Origin of the sequence: Sorangium sp. So ce836 (assembly GCF_028553905.1) — a bacterium.
Classification (GTDB): domain Bacteria; phylum Myxococcota_A; class Polyangia; order Polyangiales; family Polyangiaceae; genus Sorangium; species Sorangium cellulosum_D.
Genome location: NZ_CP102233.1, coordinates 12,143,429 through 12,161,547 on the forward strand (window position 1 = coordinate 12,143,429; position 18,119 = coordinate 12,161,547).

Genomic DNA, 18,119 nt, shown 5'->3' on the forward strand with positions numbered 1-18,119 from the left:
CGACCACCAGCGATTTCCGCGTTCCGCGAGCGCAGCGCGGCGGTTCCGGGATACAGTCAAGCTCGGCCGACGACCGCGGAGGCGACGGCGCCTTCACCGCCGCGTCAGCTGGAGGAAGCAAGATGAGCACGAGCGGTGGCGGGGTTCCGCCCGGGGGCGGAAGCTGGGGGAACGGAGGCGGGAGCTGGGGAAACGGAGGCGGCTGGGGGTCGAGCCCGCCGGGCGGCCAGGGTGGGGCGCCGGGCGGCGGTGCGCCGGCGGCAGGGGGATACCCGCCGCCGGGTGGGGGATCTCCGCCGCCGGGCGGAGGATACCCGCCGCCGGGCGGAGGATACTCGCCGCCGGGCGCTGGATGGGGTGTGCCGCCCGGAGGAGGACAGGGCGGGCCGCCCGGAGGCGGCTGGGGGCCGCCGCCTGCGTACGGCGGCGGGCCGCCCCAGCCGGGGGCGATGCAGATCTACTCCGACAAGGATCAGGCCACGGCCTTCCTGCTCGCGGCCTTTCTCGGGATCTTCGGCGCCGACCGCCTCTACCTCGGCCAGACCGGGCTCGGCCTCCTGAAGCTGTTCACGTGCGGCGGTTTCGGCTTCTGGACCCTCATCGATCTGATCTTGATCGGCACCGGATCCATGCGAGATGCCCAGGGCCTCGTGCTCAAGCGCGACGCGCCCGTCGGTTACCCGACCAAGAGCCAGTCCACGGTCTTCTTGCTCTCCTATTTCCTGGGGAGCCTGGGCGCCGATCGCTTCTATCTGGGACAGACCGGGCTCGGCATCGCCAAGCTCTTGACGTGCGGTGGACTCGGCATCTGGTCGCTGATCGACATGCTCCTGATCGGAATGGGGCGATTCCGCGACGCCGAAGGCAACTCGCTGAAGTTCGACCGTTGACCGACGAGGCGGCATGACCGCCTCGTCGAGGACACAGTGATTTTTTACTCTCTCCTCTGTGTCCGAGCTGCCTCTGTGTTTCCTTCTGTCATGAAACCAGGGACGAGCCTGGGCCTCGTCCCTGGTGCGCCGCGACGATCTCGCGCGTCCGTGCCTCGGCTTCGGGAGAGAAGCACTTCAGCAGCGAGCGCTCCCCGGGCCGCTGGAAAGCTATGAGATCGGTGGAGACCGCCAGGGTTGCCCACTCATCTGTTCCGATCGGATCGATCACGAGCCCCAGGCGGTCGCAGATCTCGTTGATCGGGAGATCCAGCGCGAGCGTGGCCGCGACCCTCGCGTCGAAGCGGAGGATGCGCTCGACGTAGGCGGCGTAGCTCGACGCCGCGACGGACCATAGGTCTTCTTCGAACGTATAGCGGTAGACGCGAAGGTCCTCACCAAGGTAGACGAACGCGTCCGATGCTCCGACGTCCCAGTACCCGACCAGCAATCGCGAGGGCTCACCGGGTGGCAGCCAAGGGTCGCCGGAGAGGAGGAGCGGCGACTCGAACGCCTGTGCGGAAGTGACGCCCGCGAAAAACTCTGCGTGGCAAAGCACGGGGCCACACATGGCGGTTCGATCGAATCGCCGGACGCCATGGGCAATGCCGAGCGCTTCCGAGACGGCATCGACGAGGCGCGACGAGGGGCCCTGCGCATGGAGCCATTCGACGAAAGGGGCGCAGCCGTCATCATCGACAATCACGAACGACGGGGGCGCAGGCACGTGGTCGAACGACGACTGCCATGGAGCATGCAAGCCTACGGTCCCTCTTTTCCCGAGCGCCTGCGACATCCCTCCGCCAGGGAGGCGATAGCGGGCTGTCGCGCTGCCGCTTCGCACCAGGAAGGATCCCTCGACGCCGGGCTCCCTGTCTGCAAACGATAGTCCCTCGCCTTCCAGCGGCTCGTCCTCGGCGAGCACGGCCGAGTAGGCCGGGAACCAGAGCGGCTTCCGGGGCTGCCGCTCACCGAAAGCCTGTAGCCAGGGGATGAACTGCTCGGCGCTCTGCGCATAAAGACACCACGTGCCGCGGCTCTCGGTGACCAGCACGGAGCCCTCGTACCATCCGAATGAACCACACGTCTCCGGGGCCGATGGCAAGTCGCCGCCTCGCGCGCGAACCGCGTCGATAATCTCGTCGCGGGCGACGGTGGGGGTGCCCGTGCAAGCGAGATGACTATCCTCCCAGGCCGCGAGGCGCGCACGGAGTCGCTCGCGGTCGCTGGGCGGGACGCCGGGCAACGCCGGGAAGTCGAGTGGTTGTCGCTCCTGCGATGAGATCACAGCTGCTGCCATTGGCCGTTCACATAATCATACGTACCCGGGTTCTTCCGCTGACCCGTCTCACGCGTCGGTCCCGCTCCGCCCGCGACATCTGTCCAGCGGCAACCTGCTGGTCCAGTACCTCCGCATACCTCGCGGAGTTCGCGCGATTCGCTTCGGTCAGGTTTCCGGAGTTGATGTCGTTGCGGAGCTGCGTGTTGGCGAGCGCGGCGCGAGCCGCTGTAGGCGGTGGCAGCGGGGTGCCTGGCGGGGCGTTTCGCGGTGGTGGTGGCGACGCCGGGATTACGGGCGGAGGCTGCCCCACGCCCGCCAACGCGTGCAGGCGCGAGAGCATTCGCGAGCAGTTCGGGCACGGCGCGCACGGGGTTTCGTTGGGATCGCTGTCGTTGCTCCCGATGCTGCCCATCCGACGGAGGGCACGTCGCAGATGACGCTGCCCCTGCGGAGTGCCAGGGTCGCATGAGACCCCATTCCGCCTCTCGTAGTCCTGAAGGTAGCGGCTCACGGCGTCCGGTTCGGAGCAGCCACCTGCCGCCCTTGGCATGGCATTGCGCGTTGGGAGCGCGGCCGCGACGGCAGGGTGGAGCTGCCGCTCATATGGCGCATTGCTCCCGGGCTCGGTCAGCGGTGTTCTCGGGTCTCGCGCCGAGTAGCCGGTCTGCGTGGGGCCGGCGCCCCGGCGAGAGGTCACCGTCGAGCGCATCAACCCGTCGGCATCGATCAACGCAAGCGGCCTCCCGCTCACATACCCGTACGCTTCGAGCCCCCCTTCGATCCCCAGCGGCTCCGGGCTCAGGTACGTCGCGCTCGCCGCATCGAAGTACCGCCACCGGTTGTAGTGGAGCCCCGTCTCCGGCTCGTACCAGTGCCCCGGGAACCGGCTCAGCGTGGCAGCGGCGTCGCCCGCGATCACCCGGCCGTACGCGTCGATCTCGAAGACCTGCTCGACCGTCCCGTCGCCGCCCACGAGCGCCAGCGGCACGGGCGCCCCATCCCGGTGCACGAAGTACTGCCACGCGCCCGGCCCCGCCTCGGTGTCGATGACCTGCGCGATCGGTACCGGCGCGTCCGGTGAGTACGCGTAACGCCGGCGCTCCACCAGCGTGAACAGCGTGAACGGCGCGGCCGCGCCGCTGGTGCTCGCCTTTTCCACAGTCTCCTCGATGAGATCCTCGCCATCCCATCGGTAGCGGTGCCGCACCACCGCGTCCCGCCGCACCGCGCGCTTCTCCAGGCGCCTCGCGAACCCGTCATAAACGAACTCAAGCCGCGTCCCGTCAGGCAGCGCCATGCCCGAGAGCAGGCCGAGCGCGCTCCATGCGTACGTGGTCACCGAACTGCCCTCCACCTTCTTCACGAGCCGGCCACACGCGTCGTAGAGGAGGGTCGCGCCGTTCGTGGTTACAAGGCGCCCGCCGCCCGCGTGGGATTGCACGCGGCCATCGATACAGCGCACGTCGCCTCGCGGCGACAGCACGTAATCCTCGGTCCTAGCCCGCTTCTCGTGCCGCTTCTGCGAGATGCGCCCGCGCCCATCGTAGCCAAAGGACTGCGCCCCGCGATCGCGATCGGCGAGCACCTGGAGCTCGTCGGCGGGCGACCACCGGTAGTCGAACCGCAAGGTCTCCCGGCCGCCCAGCCTGCCGACCCACGCGGGCTCTCCCGGCCGGACGACGGCGGTGTCTCGGCCGAAGACCGACGCGCGGAGAAAGTTGCCGTGCGCGTCCCTGGTGAGCTCGATGCCGCCGCCGCCGGGGAAGAGGCGCGCCGTCTCGGCGTCGGTCGGATCGTACGTGAACGACGCGATCGGCTGGTCGACGCCCCGGGCGTCCGCGAACATCAGCGCGGAGCACCGCCCGGCGGCGTCGCGCGAGGTGGCGATCGAGAAGGCGCCGAGCACGTCCATCTTCGTGCGAAGCAGGCCGCCGTCGAAGACCTGCCGGATCGATGTCGCGGACGACGGATCGTTCACCAGCTCCGTGTCCTCGCGGATGCAACGGCCGCGCCCATCGTACGTGTACCGCGTGCGCACGGCCTCTGTCTCGAAGAGGAGGACGCGCCCGCGCTCGTCGTATTCCAGCTTGTGGGACGTGCCGTCCGAGAAGTCGCGCCCGATCACCCGATCGAGATCGTCGTAGGAAAGCTCGACGAACTCGCCGTCGTCGAAGGTGATCGTCGACAGCCGTCCGGCCCCGTCGTTCACGAACTGGAGCGGACCGGTCCCGTTCTCGTAGAAGAGCCGGGCCTGGTTGCCGTTGCGATCCAGGAGCGCGCTGAGGCGGAACTCGTTGTCGATGGCGAAGGCGGTCTCGAAGACCCGCATGATCCCGTCGTCGGCCATGAGGAAGTAGCCTTCGCGGGTTCGCGTCAGCAGCCCGACCGGGAGCTTCACCGTCTCGCCTTCCTCGGGGCGCGGGCCCTCGCACGCGAGCGCCGTCTCCGTAACAACGCGCACCCTGCGGCGGCGGAGCTCGACGACGCGCCAGCCGAGCGAGTGGTTCCAGCCGTGACCGAGGCCATCGTCGACGTCGCGCTGCGCGGAGCTGTAGGCGCGCTCGATCACGAGCGGAAACGCTCCCGGCAACGCCATGTCGGTGACGGCGAGGGTATAGACGCGGCCCGTGACCGGATCGATGGGGTGCCCCGCCTGCGTTCCGCCACCGCCCCCGTGCACTGGGTTGGGGCAACCGCCGCCGCTGCCCTGGCCGCAGCTCCCGGCGTTGGGGCCGCCGCCCTGGGCGCCGTTGCCGCCATTTCCGCCGCCCGCGCCCTGCTCACCACCGGCGCCGTTGCCGCCCCGCCCGCCGCTGCCGCCGCCGGCGCCGCCACCCCCGAGGATGAAGACGCCGGGGTTCATGCCAGGGATGGCAGGGATGTTCGGGACCGGGGCGGTACGTGCCACGGATCGAGGGTAACAGCGTCTGCAGAGGAGAAGCAGCGCCGGGCAAGAGCGCGTCCCAGGGGTCCGCACTGCACTCCCCAGGGGTCTGGACTGCGCTCCCCAGGGGTCTGGACTGCGCTCCCCAGGGGTCTGGGCTGCACTCCCCAGGGGTCCGCACTGCACTCCCGAGCGGTCCGGACCGCACTCCCCAGGGTCGCTACGAGCCGAACCCTGGCAACACTTCTGACCGGGAGCCGCGGTGACGCTTCCTGAGAGCTAAGGCCCCATGCTCCGGGAGGACTGGAAACAGGGATCGAGCCGAAGCGGCCAGGCCCCCTCCCCCACGCACCATCACTCCAGCGCCAGCATCCGCACCGAGCGCGGCACGAGCCGCACCTCCAGCGCCCCTCGCCTCGCCTCGAAGTGCGCGTCGTCCAGCACGTCGCGCGCGCGCGCCGCGCTCACGGTGACCCGCGCGACCACGTCCGCGTCCCCGGGGTTCAACAGGAAGAGCACCCGCGGCGCGCCGGACGCGTCCTCGTGCAGCGTGGCGAAGACGCTGTCCGGATCGCACGCGAACGTCGGCAGGCCGAGCGCGTCGATGGCGCGCGACACCGCCGAGTCCGCCGCGGCGGGGTTGTCCTGGAGGAGCGCCGGCAAGTTCTGCCCGGGGGCAAGGAGCCGCCGCAGATCGTAAGGCTGCGGGAGCGGGCGGAACGCGCCGTCGAAGGCCGGCTCGCGCGGGCCCAGCGTGATCAGCGTCCCCTGCCCCGCCGTCGCCTCGAGCCGCGCGAACAGATCCGGGCTCAGGCCGCCCGAGGTCGCGCAGATGACCCAGCGCGCCCCGGCGAGCGAGATGTCGCGATCCTCGCCCCCCACGTGCGCGTAGGGGACGCCGCGCGCGTCGAGCGCCTCCTCGAACGCGCGCACGAAGGTGTCGGGCTCCACCGCGAGCGGGTAGCCGAGGCCCACGTCGTCCTCGAGGCAACGGTCGCGCGCGCCGAAGTTCATGATCGAGAAGAACGCACCGGTGAGCGGGCCGAAGGCGTGCATCACCCGGGTGAGCCGGCGCTCGGTGCGCGGCGTGACGATGCGCACCGGCGCGCGGCGGCGCAGCGCGTGGAACCTCGTGGCCTCGAGGGCCGCGGCGAGCTTCCGCCAGAAGGCGGCGAACGGGCGCGGGCGGCCGTGCGGATCGATCGGCGCGCCGATCCAGCGATCGCGCTCGACCGCCATGTAGATGTTGTACCCGCGCAGCCCGTAGGCGAGCGCGGCCATCATCACGAAGATGCTGTCGCGCTCCTCGAGCGGCGGGAAGAACGGCGGGAAGCCGGCGCCCATCTCGCACGCGAACGGCGGCAGGGAGAGCGCCTCGCAGCGCACGGCCAGCTCGCTCGTCCGGCGGGCGATGATCTGGCGGCTGCTCGGGCTCGCGACGCTGTAGTAGTCGAGGCCGACAAGGTCGACGACACGCGAGATGCGCGCCGCGTTGAGCGGCGTCGCGTCCTGGCCCATCGGGAAGTTGTGCATCGTCGGCAAGCCGTCGAGGCCGACCGCGGCGAGCGCCTTCGCGAAGCGGCCCATGGCGACCTCGAGGAGGTGCTCGTGGAACTCGCTCCAGTCGAGGTGGCGCGCGAGCTCGGCCGGCGTCTCGGCGTCGAACGCGACCGGCGGCAGGATCGTGGCGAACCGCAGGTCGCCCTCCTCGGCCGGCGCGCGATCGCGGGCGACGGCGCGCAGGAGCGCGGCGCCGGCGTCCTCGGCCACGGCGCCCTCGGGCGCGGGCTCCGCCCGCCGCGCGTACGCGCGCTGGAGCGCCTCGATCGTGCGGTACTTCTCGCGCAGGAAGTCGCGGTACAGGGAGATCGCGTCGGGGTGGTAGTCCTGGTCGTACGCGCCGTCGCGGAAGTAGAGCGCGCCCTCGTTGTCGATCTGGAAGAGCACGATCGGCCCGTCCGGATAGAGGTGCGGCTTGAGCACCGGGGCGAGCGCGTGGAAGTAACGGGCGACCTCGTCGTGGAACGCGTTGCTCGCGTAGCTCGGGACCGGGAACCCGTAGGGGAGCATCGGGAGCACGACCGGGTTGTTCCGCGGGGAGCGGGCCTGGCAGCTCGGGTCCCAGATGACGCGCTCGGGGATGCCGAAGCAGGTGAGCTCCGCGTTGATGTGCGGGCCCGGGCGGGCGATGACGTAGAAGCCGAGGTCGTGCGCGAGGCGGAGAAAGGCGCCGACGTCGCGGCGCACGTCGAGCTGGCCGAAATCGAACTGGCCCGGACCGGTCTCGTGAACGGCCCAAGGCACGTAGATGTCGATCAGGTGAACGCCGAGCGCGCGCGTGGCCTCGAGGCAGGCGCGCCAGTCCGACGGGTCGAGCCGCCAGTAATGCAGGGCGCCGGCGTACAGCGGGACCAGCTTGCCGCCGATGTCCAGGCCGCCCGGGACGAGGCGCACCCCCCGCGTGAAACGTTCCCCTGGAGAGCTCGCGTCCTGCGTCGTGGCCACGCGCGCGCACACTAGCAAGGATCGCAGGGAGATCGATACCGCCGCGTGCGATCGGGCGAGCGCGCGCCGGTCGAGGAGCGCGGCCGCGCGCTCGCTCGACCGCGCGGGGCTCAGCGCAGCATCGTCAGCGAGCGCGCCACGAAATCGTAAACGGGCGCCCAGTAGACGCCGAGCAGCAGGGTCGGAACCGCGAGCGCGCACGCCGTCGCGCCGAGCAGCGGCCGCACGGATGCGGGCTCGGTGTGCTCGCCCTTCTCGAGGTACATCGCGCGGAGGACGCGCGCGTAATAGAAGAGCGAGATCACGCTGTTCACCACGCCGACGATCGCCATCACCCAGCGCCACGGGCCGCCGGCGGTGAGCAGCGCCGAGAAGAGGTAGAACTTGCCGACGAAGCCCGCCGTCGGGGGCAGGCCGGTGAGCGAGACCAGGAACACGGCCATCGCCGCGGCGACGAGCGGCGCGCGGCGCCCGAGCCCGCGGAAGGCGGAGAGCGTCTCGTCCCCGCCGCTCTGCTCGGCCACGGCCATCACCACCATGAACGCGCCGAGGTTCATGAAGCAGTACGTGACGATATAGAACGCGATCGCGGCGACGCCGGCGTCGCTGAACACGGCGAAGCCGAGCAGCATGTAGCCGGCGTGCGCGATGCTCGAGTACGCGAGCATGCGCTTCACGTTCTCCTGCCCGAGCGCCGACAGGTTGCCGACCGTCATGGTCGCCATCGCGAGGCACCCGGCGAGCACCGGCCACGGCGTCGCGACGCCGGGCGGCGCGCTCCCGGCGCCGAGCGCGTCCGAGAAGAAGCGGACCAGCACCGCGAAGCCGGCGGCCTTGGGCCCGACCGAGAGGAACGCGGTCACCGGGGTCGGCGCGCCCTCGTACACGTCCGGCGTCCACATGTGGAACGGCGCCGCGCTGATCTTGTAGCCGAAGCCCGCGAGCATGCAGGCCGTGCCGACGAACACGACCTCGGGCACCTTGCCCTGCTGCGCCGTGAGCGCGGCGATCCGGGCCGCGCACTCGCCGAGGTGCATCGACCCGGTGATGCCGAAGATCCAGCTCATCCCGTAGAGCATGATCCCCGACGCGACCCCGCCGAAGATGACGTACTTGAGCGCCCCCTCGCTCGATCGCGCGTCGCCGATCTTGAAGCCCGCCAGCACGAAGCTGATCACGCTGACGAGCTCGAGCGACAGGTAGATGAGCAGCAGGTGGCGGCTCGCCGCCATGAGGTTCATGCCCAGCGAGAGCACGAGGATCAGCGTGAAGAGCTCGCCCGAGTCGCGCCGGAGCTCGGGCGGTGCCCCCGGCCCCCTCGGGGGCACCGAGAAGAGGACGATCGCCGCGGTGACGAAGGCGAAGATCACGCGGAACAGGTTGGAGAAGCGATCGAACGCGAGCATCCCGTAGAAGAGCTCGTGGGGCCCGGCGCCCGTCGCCAGGAAGTAGGCGCCCATCCCGCCCGACGCGCCGAGCGCGGCCAGGCTGATGACGACGAGGCCGGCGATCTTGAGGCGCGCCGGCGACGCGAGGTCCCACACGACGAGCAGCAGCGCGGCGGCGATGAGGACGAGCTCCGGCGCGAAATACGGGAGGCTCGCGACGTTGTCGAAGGTGCGGGTTTCCACGGCTTATCTGGCGCTGGCGAGGGCGCCCCGACCCGCCGCGTCGCCCTCCCCCGGGGCGGCCGCGCGGGCCGGCGCGCCGCTGTCCACGCCGGGCTCGCCGGCGATCTGGGACGGCCCCGGCCTGTCGACGAGGCGGTGCACCTCGAGGGCCCCGCGGTCGATGAGGCTGAGGAGCGGGCGCGGCCAGAAGCCGAGGAGGAGGATCAGCGCCGCGAGCGGCGCGATCGATGCGAGCTCTCGCCCGCTGATCTCCGGGAACTTCCCGCCGAACGGCTCGAGGTACTTGCTCTGCCGCCACGACGCGCGGAACGTGCCGAGGAACATCCGCTGGAGCGCCCAGAGGTGGTAGGCGGCGGTGATGATGACGCCGATGGCGGCGAGGATCGTGAGGGCGCGGTAGCGCGCGAAGGCGCCGATGAACGTCATCGCCTCGCCCCAGAAGCCGGACAGGCCGGGCAGGCCGAGCGACGCCATGAACGCGAAGCCAACGAACGCCGTGTAGAGCGGCATCTCCGAGGCGAGGCCGCCGAACTTGTCGATGTCGCGCGTGTGCACGCGGTCGTAGACCACGCCGACCAGGGTGAAGAGCATCCCGGTGATCAGGCCGTGGTTGAACATCTGCACGAGGCACGCCTGGATGCCCTGCGGCGTCATCGCGCCGAGCGCGAGCAGCGTGAAGCCCATGTGGCTCACGGAGGAGTAGGCCACGAGCTTCTTCAGGTCGCTCTGCGCCATGGCGCAGAAGGCGCCGTAGAGGATGTTGATCACCCCGAACGCCGCCATGGCCGGCGCCGCCCACTGCGTCGCCTCGGGCAGCAGCGAGAAGTTGATGCGGAGGAGGCCGTAGGCGCCCATCTTGAGGAGCACCCCCGCGAGGATCACGCTGATCGCCGTGGGCGCCTCCACGTGGGCGTCCGGCAGCCAGGTGTGGAACGGGAACATCGGGATCTTGATGGCGAACCCGAGGAAGAGCCAGATCCAGACCACCTTCACCGCGGCGACGCCGAGGATCTCGAGCCCCTGCGCCGCCCAGGCGACGCGCGAGAGCTCCGGGATCGAGAAGATGCGCTCGGTCGCCTGGCCGTCGATCAGGTAGGTGTGGCCGGCGTTCAGGTAGAACCAGATGAACGCGAGCAGCATGAAGACGCTGCCGGCCAGCGTGTAGAGGAAGAACTTGATCGCCGCGTACTCGCGGCGGGGGCCGCCCCAGATGCCGATGAGGAAGTACATCGGCAGGAGCATCACCTCCCAGAAGACGAAGAAGAGGAACAGGTCGAGGGCGATGAAGACGCCGTACATCCCCGTGACGAGGAGGTTGTACATGGCGAAGTAGCCCTTGAGCTGATCGTGGACGCTGTAGCTCGCGAGGGCGCCCACGAACGAGATCAGCGCCGTCAGGAGGACCATCGAGATCGACACGCCGTCGACGCCGACGAAGTACTCGACGCTCAGCGAGCGGATCCACACGCCGTGCTCGATGAACTGGTAGCCGTCGTTGCCGTCGGCCCGCGTGAAGCTCCGGTCGAACTGGGCGTAGAGCCACCCCGCGAGGACGAGGTTCACGCCCATCAGCACGACGGTCAGCAGCCGGAGCTTGCGGTCGTCCTGGTAGCGCAGGAGGTGCGCGACGAAGACCGCGACCACGCCGAGCAGCGGCAGGAACGTCAGGATCGACAGGATGTGATCGCCGACGAAGCCGAGGCCGCGCCCGCGCTCCGCGTGGATGCCCATGGCCAGGGTCCGCGGTGTCTCCAGCACGCCGGCCGCGCCCGCCTCGACCGCGTCCGACTCGACGACGACGTGCCCGTAGAGCTCGCGCGCGCGCACGCCCTCGGTCCTCCACCGGACCACGACCTTCCGGCTCCCGCCCGGCGGGATGCTCGCCGCGGTGCCGCCGCCCTCGAGCTCCGCGCTCACGCCCGGCGGCACGCGCGGGTCCTCGGGCGACGTGCGCACGATCACCCGCGTCACCTTCAGGGGGCCGTCGCCGCGGTTCTCGATCGTGAACGAGCCGGCGTGGTCCGGCCCGCTCGCGGCGAGCTCGACCGGCGCGCCGGGCGCCTCGGCGCGCAGCGCGATCTGGCCGCGCGGCTCGAGCGCCGGCGGCGGCGGCGGCGGATCGAGGGCCTGCGCCGCCGCGGGCCACGCCGCGCCGAGCACGACGGAGAGCGCGGCCAGGAGGGGGATCAGGAGCTTCATCGAGGTGGACCTCACCGGGGTCGCGAGGGCGACGCCGCGGCGCGTGTTGACGAAGGAGAGGTTCGACATCCGCCGTTCACCGCAGGAAGTAATGAACGATGCTGAACAAGGCGACGCCGCCCAGGAGGAAGTAGACGTAGCTCTGGATGCGCCCCGTCTGCAGGGTGCGGAGCTTCGCGCCAGCGCTCAGCGTGCCCTCGGCGACGAGGTTCACGACCCCGTCGACGAGGTACCTGTCGATGGCGCCCGTGACCCAGGCAGCGGCCCGGGTCAGGACCGCGACCGCGTTGACGATGCCGTCGACGATCCACCGGTCCATGTCGGCGAAGAAGAGGCGCAGCGAGAGGGCGGCGCGCACCACCGTCGCGTCGTAGACCTCGTCGACGTAGTACCGGTTCGAGAGGAGCCGATAGCCCGGGAGCCGCCGCTCCTCCTCCGCCCAGCGCGCCGAGCGCCGCTCGCCGTAGCGGGCGCGGGCGCGCGAGAAGGCGAAGATCGCGCCGCCGACGGAGAGCGCCATGAGCGCGAGCTCGAGCCCGAGCCCGTGGCGCTGGAACGAGACGTCCGCGTGGGCGAACACCGGATGGAGCCACGCCTCGAGCAGGGGCTCGCCGTGGCCGCCGACGAAGTGGCTGGAGAAGCCGAACACCGCGCCCGCGAGCGCCGACAGCACCGCCAGCGCCGCGAGCACCCAGGTGATCGCCGGCGGCGACTCGTGGACCTTGGCCTTGATCTCCTCGCGGGCGTGCGGCCCCTCGAACGTCAGGTAGTAGCTCCGCCACATGTAGAACGAGGTGCAGAGCGCCGCCGCGAGCCCCATCCCGTAGATGAGCAGCCCCGGGATCGGGCCGGTGTTCTCGGCGCCGAACGCCTTCCAGAGGATCTCGTCCTTGGACCAGAAGCCGGCGAAGAACGGGATCGGCGCGGCGGTGATGGCGATGCACGCCACTTGGTACGCCCGCGCCGTGCGCGGCATGACGCGGCGGAGGCCGCCCATGTTGCGCATGTCCTGCGCCGCGGCCTCGTCGTGCTCCACCGCGTGCATCCCGTGGATCACCGAGCCGGAGCCGAGGAAGAGGCACGCCTTGAAGAAGGCGTGCGTCATCAGGTGGAACACGGCGGCCCAGTACGCCCCCACGCCGACCCCGATGAACATGAAGCCGAGCTGGCTCACCGTGCTGTAGGCGAGCACCTTCTTGATGTCGTACTGGAAGAAGCCGATCGTGGCCGCGAAGAGCGCCGTCGAGGCCCCGATCAGCGCGACGATCCCGCCCGCGACCGGGCTCAGCGAGAACAGGGAGCTGAGGCGCGCGATCATGTAGACGCCGGCCGTGACCATGGTGGCGGCGTGGATCAGCGCGGAGACGGGGGTCGGGCCGGCCATCGCGTCGGGCAGCCAGACGTAGAGCGGGATCTGCGCACTCTTGCCCGCCGCGCCGACGAACAGGAAGAGGCAGGCCAGCGTGATCAGCGAGACGCCCCACACCGTCTTCGACTCGAGCGCCTCCTTGAGGAACGCCTTGCCGCCCGCGTCCTTGATCACCAGCTGGTCGTGGATCTCGCGGAAGGTGACCGTCGAGCCCACGGTCGCCACCACGACCTCCTTGCCCGGCTCGACGCGCATCCGCTCGATCGCGGCGATCTCGACGCCGTCGCCCCCGATCACGGCGCCGTCGCCCGGCACGATCACCACGGAGTGCGCCCCGGCGTCGATCTCCTTGCGGATGAAGGGCGACACGCCGAACGGCCGCGGGTTCGACGCGAGCTGCGCGGCGTCGGCGATCCCGAGGTACACGCGCGCGCCGGGGTGGCCGGTGAAGGTGAGGTAGCCCTTGGCGCCGGCGCGCAGCGCCCTGCGCTCGCCGGGCTTGCTCGCGGGCGCGTCGGTCGTCCCGGCGGGGGCGCCGCCGCCGTCGCCGCGCGCCTCCGCGGCGACCGCGATGAAGCGCGCGCGGTAGTCGGACAGGTACCGGCCGTCGTCGAGCCACCTGGCGCCGAGGCCCCAGAAGAGGAGCGCGAGGCCGCACACGAAGCCGAAATCGCCGATCCGGTTCACGACGAAGGCCTTCATGCCGGCGGAGGCCTTCTCGTAGTCGCGGTACCAGAACCCGATGAGCAGGTAGCTGCAGAGGCCGACGCCCTCCCAGCCGAAGAACATCACGATGAGGTTGTCCCCGAGGACGAGGAGCAGCATCGCGAAGACGAAGAGGTTCAGGTACGTGAAGAACCGCCAGTACGAGGGCTCCGCCTCCATGTACGACGCGGCATAGACGTGGATGAGCGCGCCGACGCCGGTGATGATCAGCGTCATGAGGCCGCTCAGCGGGTCCATCACGAATGCGAAGTTCGCGTCGAGCGACCCGATGCGCACCATCTGCCAGGCGAAGCTGTAGAGGGCGCGCTCCTCCGGCGCGAGCCCGGCGAGCGCCACGAAATTCGCGAGCCCGAGGGCGAAGGCGCCCAGCATCGCGCCCACGGCGACGAGCGTGACGCCGAAGCTCCCGATGTGGAGCCGCTTCGACAGATCGCGGCCGAACGCGCTCCGCTGCAGCGCGCGGCCGAAGAGCGCGTTCGTCGCCGCGCCGAGCAGCGGCAGGAGCGGGATCCACCAGAGCGGCGTCAGCGACGCGTGGACGTGCGTGACCTGGCCGGAGTAGTCGGGCATCGTTGGGGGCAGCCGGTGAGAACGTGGGCTTTCGCGCGCCCTGCACGGCGAGACGCGGCGCGACAGCGGAACGTTCGGCTCTGGTGACTCCCCCGCGAAGCCGGAGGAGCCGCACGTTCATGGAGGCTCAGACGGCGGGTCTATACCTCCATCGGCCCCGCGTTGGGGCGAGATACGCCGCTCCTCCGCGCGCCTCGCACCGCCGCGAGGTCAGCCGTCGGTCGCCCGCCGCTCCTCGTCCTCGCCCGCCGCGCCGCTGCTCGGCGGCGCGGCGCTGCCGAGCAGCGTCGCGCGCCGGATCGCGAGCCACAGCTCGCGCCTGCCCTCTCCGGTGATCGACGAGAAGCCCACCGCGCGGCGGAGCGCGCCGCTCGCCGCCCGCGGCGCCGCGGCGGACACCTGATCCAGCGCGCGCCGCACCGACGAGCGGGGCACCTTGTCGATCTTCGTCGCCACGAGGAGCAGCTCCACGGGCCGGCGCGCCACGTCGCGCGACGCCTCGACGAAGCGGACGAGCTCGAGGTCGTCCTCCTCGAGCCCCCGCCGCGCGTCGACCAGGAGCAGCACCGCGGTGAGCGTGATGCGCCCGCGCAGGTAGCCCTCGATCAGCGACGCCCACGCCGCCTGCTCGGCCTTCGAGCGCCGGGTGAAGCCGTACCCCGGCAAATCCACGAGCTGGAACACCACGCCGTCGCGCGCCCGGGCCTCGTACAGGTTGATCTGCCGCGTCGAGCCCGGGTTCGAGCTCGTCCGGACGAGCCCCTTGCGCTCGACCAGCGTGTTGATGAGGCTCGACTTGCCGACGTTCGAGCGCCCCGCGAACGCCACCTCCGCGCTGGCGGGCGGCGGGAGCGACGCGAGCGAGGCCGCGCCGGCGACGAAGGAGGAGTCGACGATCTGGAACGGATCGAGCTGCCGCTCGGCGCGCGCCGGCGGGGGAGCTGCTTGAGGCTTGGGCGGGCGGCGGGCGGTCACTTGGAGCGGGGCGGCTGGAACTGCGGCTTGCACTCGTCGCACTGGCAGAGCGAGCGCAGGTACCGAAACGTGTAGATCCCCGAGTCGTGCAGGTCTCCCCAGGTGAACTGGAGCGCGTAGTTGCCGACCTGCTCGATCTCGCGGACGTCCAGATCGCCCCCGGGCACGAAGTTGATCGTGCCGCCGTGCCCCTGGCAGTTCGCGCACGGGCAGTACCCGCGCAGGATCTCGTGCGGGAGGACGCTGCGGTGGCCGTCGGCCCAGTGGATCTCCATCACCCGCGCGCCGTGCGGCGCCTTGACCTGCGTGGGTGTGAGCTTCGGATCCTGCGGCATCGTCCCCTTCCGGCGCACCGCAGTACCACGCCGATCCGGCGCTGCAAAGCGCAGCGGGGCTCATCTCGTCGCAAAATGCGCCGCGCCCGTCTTGGCGACGTCCCCGCTGTCTCCGCCCGTTCCGGCGAGGGCCGCCGGCCCCGGCCGCCGGCCTCGCCGCGCCCTCCCGAGCGCGGCGCCGGCGAGCGCCGGCCGCGCGCCGGCCGCGGCTACCCCGCCGCGACCGCCCGCGCCTCGACCGGCGCGAGCGTCGCCTCGACGCGCTCGAGGACCCGCACCACCGCGGCGCCCTCGTCGAGCGGCGTCAGCGGCGGCGCGCGGTCCTCGACGCAGCGGAGGAAGTGCTCGATCTCCACCGAGAGCGGCTCGCGCCACGGCACCTCGACCTCGCGCTCTTCGACGACGCGCGCGAGCGCGTCGCGCTCGGCGCGCTCGCGCGCGTCGCCGATCAGCGCGCCCGCCGCGGCGCCGCGCGCGTCGAGGAGCGCCAGCCGGTCGGGCGCGCGCACGTCGTCGAAGAGCGCGACGCGCGCGCTGCCGGCGAGCCGCAGCCGCCGCTCCTTGGTCGGGCTCGACGAGCAGAGCTCGATCTGCGCGGTGAGGCCGCTCTCGAGGCGCGCCGACAGCGTGACGTGCTCGCCGCCCGGCGAGAGGTGGGCCCGCGCCTCGACGAGCGGGCTCGGGTCGAGCGCCGACAGCACCGAGAGGTCGTGCGGCCCGAGCGTCCAGAGCGCCGAGCGGGCCCCGCCGCCGGCGCCGCCCGTCGAGAGGCGCGCCGCGCTGAAGCTCACGAGATCGCCGAGGCGCCGCTCGCGCGCGAGCGCGACGAGGTGCACCACCGAGGGGTGGTAGCGGAGCAGGTGGCCGACCATGCCGACCCGGCCGAGCGCCGCAGCGCGCGCGGCGCAGCGATCCGCCTGCGCCGCGGAGAGGGCCAGCGGCTTCTCCACGAACACGTCGGCGCCGGCCTCGAGCGCGCGCAGCGCGAGCTCGGCGTGGCTCGCCGCGGGCGTCGCGACGACCACCGCGTCCACGCGCGCGGCCAGCGCCTCGTCGAGCGTCCGCACGAGCCGCGCCCGCGGGGCGAGCGCGCGCGCACGCGCGAGGCGGCCGCGGTCGACGTCCGCCACCGCGACCACGCGCGCCCGCGCGTTCTCCGACAGCGCGCGGAGGAGCTTCTCCCCCCACCGCCCGCAGCCGAGCAGCGCGACGCGGACGCTCACGGCGCCCCCGGCGCGGCGGCGGACTCGGCCGGCGGACGCCCGAGCTCGCCGAGGATCGCCTCGCCGTCGCGGTTGCCCGGGTGGATCGACGGCCCGTTGATGTCGACGAGGAAGTCGTACGCCGCGCGCGGCTCTCCCTCGATCGTCGCGCGCACGCGCACGTGCTGGAAGCAGGCCGACTCGGTGGCGGTGCTCCAGACGGGCGGCTGGCCCGGGTGCCGCGCGCCGATCGCCTCCGGCACGCTCCGGCCGCCCTCCGCCCGGTACTGCTGCACGATGCCGAGCGCCGCCCTGCGATCCGAGGCGTTGAACCGCGACTGCACCCAGAGGACCGCGCCGGCGGCGACGGCGCTGGTGCCCACGAGCAGCAGCGTCCGCATCGCCTTGCCGTAGTCCATCCGCGATGGCGTATAGCCCTGGCGCCCGGGGAGGGCCAGCCGGAGCGCCCGTGCGGCGCGCCGCCTCGCCTCGCCTCGCGCCGCCTCGCGCCGCGCCGCCTAGCCCACGAACGACCCGAGCCCGCGGAACCTGCGGTACCGGTCGTCCACGAGCTCCTCCGGGCTGAGCCCGTCCATCGACGTGAGCGTCGCCCAGAGCGCCTTGTCGAGCCGCGCCGCGGCCTCGTCGTGGTCCTGGTGCGCGCCGCCGGTCGGCTCCTCGACGATGGTGTCGACGACGCCGAGCTGCAGGAGATCCGGCGCGGTGATCTTGAGCCGCGCCGCGGCCTCGTCGGCGCGGGCGCCGTCCTTCCAGAGGATGGCCGCGCAGCCCTCGGGCGAGATGACCGAATAGCAGCTGAACTCGAGCACCAGCACGCGGTTCGCGACGCCGAGCGCCAGCGCGCCGCCCGAGCCCCCCTCGCCGATGACGGTCGCCACGAGCGGCACCCCGACCCGCGCCATCGCGGCGAGCGCGGCGCCGATCGCCTCGCTCTGGCCGCGCTCCTCGGCGCCGATGCCCGGGTACGCCCCCATCGTGTCGATGAACGTCAGGATCGGGAGCCCGAACCGGTCCGCCATCTCGTAGAGCCGGATGGCCTTCCGGTAGCCCTCCGGGTGCGGCATCCCGAAGTTGCGCTTCACGTTCTCCTTCGCGCCGCGCCCCTTCTGGTGGCCCACCACCACGACGCTCCGCCCGTGGTACGTCGCGAGCCCGCCGACGATCGAGCAGTCGTCGGCGAAGCGCCGATCGCCCTTCAGCTCGACCCAGTCCGTGAAGAGCCGCTTCACGTAGTCGAGCGTGTACGGCCGGTTCGCGTGCCGCGAGAGCAGCACCTTCTGCATCGGCGTGAGGCCCGCGAAGATCTCGCGCGCCAGCCGGCCCGTGTTGTCCTCGAGCTGCGCGAGCTCCGGCTCGAAGCGCGGGTCGGCCGCGGCGAGCGACCGCAGCTCCCGCACCTTCTCGATCAGCTCTGCGACAGGTTTCTCAAAAGGTAGAATCGAAGCAGCCACGGCGCGGACCCTAACGCTGCAGCGGGCGGGCGGCTACGGC

The 18,119-nt window shown here is 71.7% G+C and carries 12 protein-coding genes; 1 reads left to right on the forward strand and 11 read right to left on the reverse strand.

From position 1 onward, the window contains the following. Window positions 1-122 precede the first annotated feature (122 nt). On the forward strand, window positions 123-890 hold the full coding sequence (locus NQZ70_RS44360; RefSeq protein WP_207217638.1) for a TM2 domain-containing protein: 768 nt from the start codon (window positions 123-125) through the stop codon (window positions 888-890). 88 nt (window positions 891-978) lie between these two features. Here NQZ70_RS44360 and NQZ70_RS44365 read toward each other — a convergent pair whose 3' ends face one another. From NQZ70_RS44365 to NQZ70_RS44415, 11 genes are all read right to left on the reverse strand, one after another. Beyond that, a complete protein-coding gene (locus tag NQZ70_RS44365; RefSeq protein WP_129579621.1) occupies window positions 979-1,983 on the reverse strand; it encodes a hypothetical protein in 1,005 nt (334 codons plus the stop codon). A 253-nt stretch (window positions 1,984-2,236) separates the two neighbouring features. Next, a complete protein-coding gene (locus NQZ70_RS44370; protein ID WP_129579622.1) occupies window positions 2,237-5,119 on the reverse strand; it encodes an RHS repeat-associated core domain-containing protein in 2,883 nt (960 codons plus the stop codon). Between the two features lie 330 nt (window positions 5,120-5,449). Further along, the gene (locus tag NQZ70_RS44375; protein ID WP_237244614.1) at window positions 5,450-7,600 is read right to left on the reverse strand and encodes a beta-galactosidase; all 2,151 of its coding nucleotides are present in this window, start codon (window positions 7,598-7,600) and stop codon (window positions 5,450-5,452) included. 110 nt (window positions 7,601-7,710) lie between these two features. Then, on the reverse strand, window positions 7,711-9,231 hold the full coding sequence (locus NQZ70_RS44380; RefSeq protein ID WP_129579623.1) for an NADH-quinone oxidoreductase subunit N: 1,521 nt from the start codon (window positions 9,229-9,231) through the stop codon (window positions 7,711-7,713). 3 nt (window positions 9,232-9,234) lie between these two features. After that, entirely contained in the window at window positions 9,235-11,499 is a 2,265-nt protein-coding gene (locus tag NQZ70_RS44385; protein ID WP_129579624.1) for a NuoM family protein, read from the reverse strand. 7 nt (window positions 11,500-11,506) lie between these two features. Then, the gene (locus NQZ70_RS44390) at window positions 11,507-14,095 is read right to left on the reverse strand and encodes an NADH-quinone oxidoreductase subunit L (RefSeq protein ID WP_129579625.1); all 2,589 of its coding nucleotides are present in this window, start codon (window positions 14,093-14,095) and stop codon (window positions 11,507-11,509) included. 210 nt (window positions 14,096-14,305) lie between these two features. After that, complete coding sequence (yihA, locus tag NQZ70_RS44395; protein WP_129579626.1) at window positions 14,306-15,070, reverse strand: ribosome biogenesis GTP-binding protein YihA/YsxC; 765 nt, start codon at window positions 15,068-15,070, stop codon at window positions 14,306-14,308. Beyond that, a complete protein-coding gene (locus NQZ70_RS44400) occupies window positions 15,067-15,405 on the reverse strand; it encodes a gamma-butyrobetaine hydroxylase-like domain-containing protein (protein WP_129579627.1) in 339 nt (112 codons plus the stop codon). Before NQZ70_RS44400 ends, yihA begins: the two co-directional genes overlap by 4 nt. A gap of 209 nt (window positions 15,406-15,614) precedes the next feature. Continuing rightward, window positions 15,615-16,628, reverse strand: a complete 1,014-nt coding sequence (locus tag NQZ70_RS44405) for a Gfo/Idh/MocA family protein (protein WP_129579628.1) — start codon at window positions 16,626-16,628, stop codon at window positions 15,615-15,617. Then, window positions 16,625-17,026 carry a hypothetical protein gene (locus NQZ70_RS44410; protein WP_129579629.1) on the reverse strand — a complete coding sequence of 134 codons (402 nt, stop codon included), beginning with the start codon at window positions 17,024-17,026 and terminating at the stop codon, window positions 16,625-16,627. Before NQZ70_RS44410 ends, NQZ70_RS44405 begins: the two co-directional genes overlap by 4 nt. Window positions 17,027-17,125: 99 nt before the next feature. Further along, complete coding sequence (locus tag NQZ70_RS44415; protein WP_129579630.1) at window positions 17,126-18,079, reverse strand: acetyl-CoA carboxylase carboxyltransferase subunit alpha; 954 nt, start codon at window positions 18,077-18,079, stop codon at window positions 17,126-17,128. Window positions 18,080-18,119 lie beyond the last annotated feature (40 nt).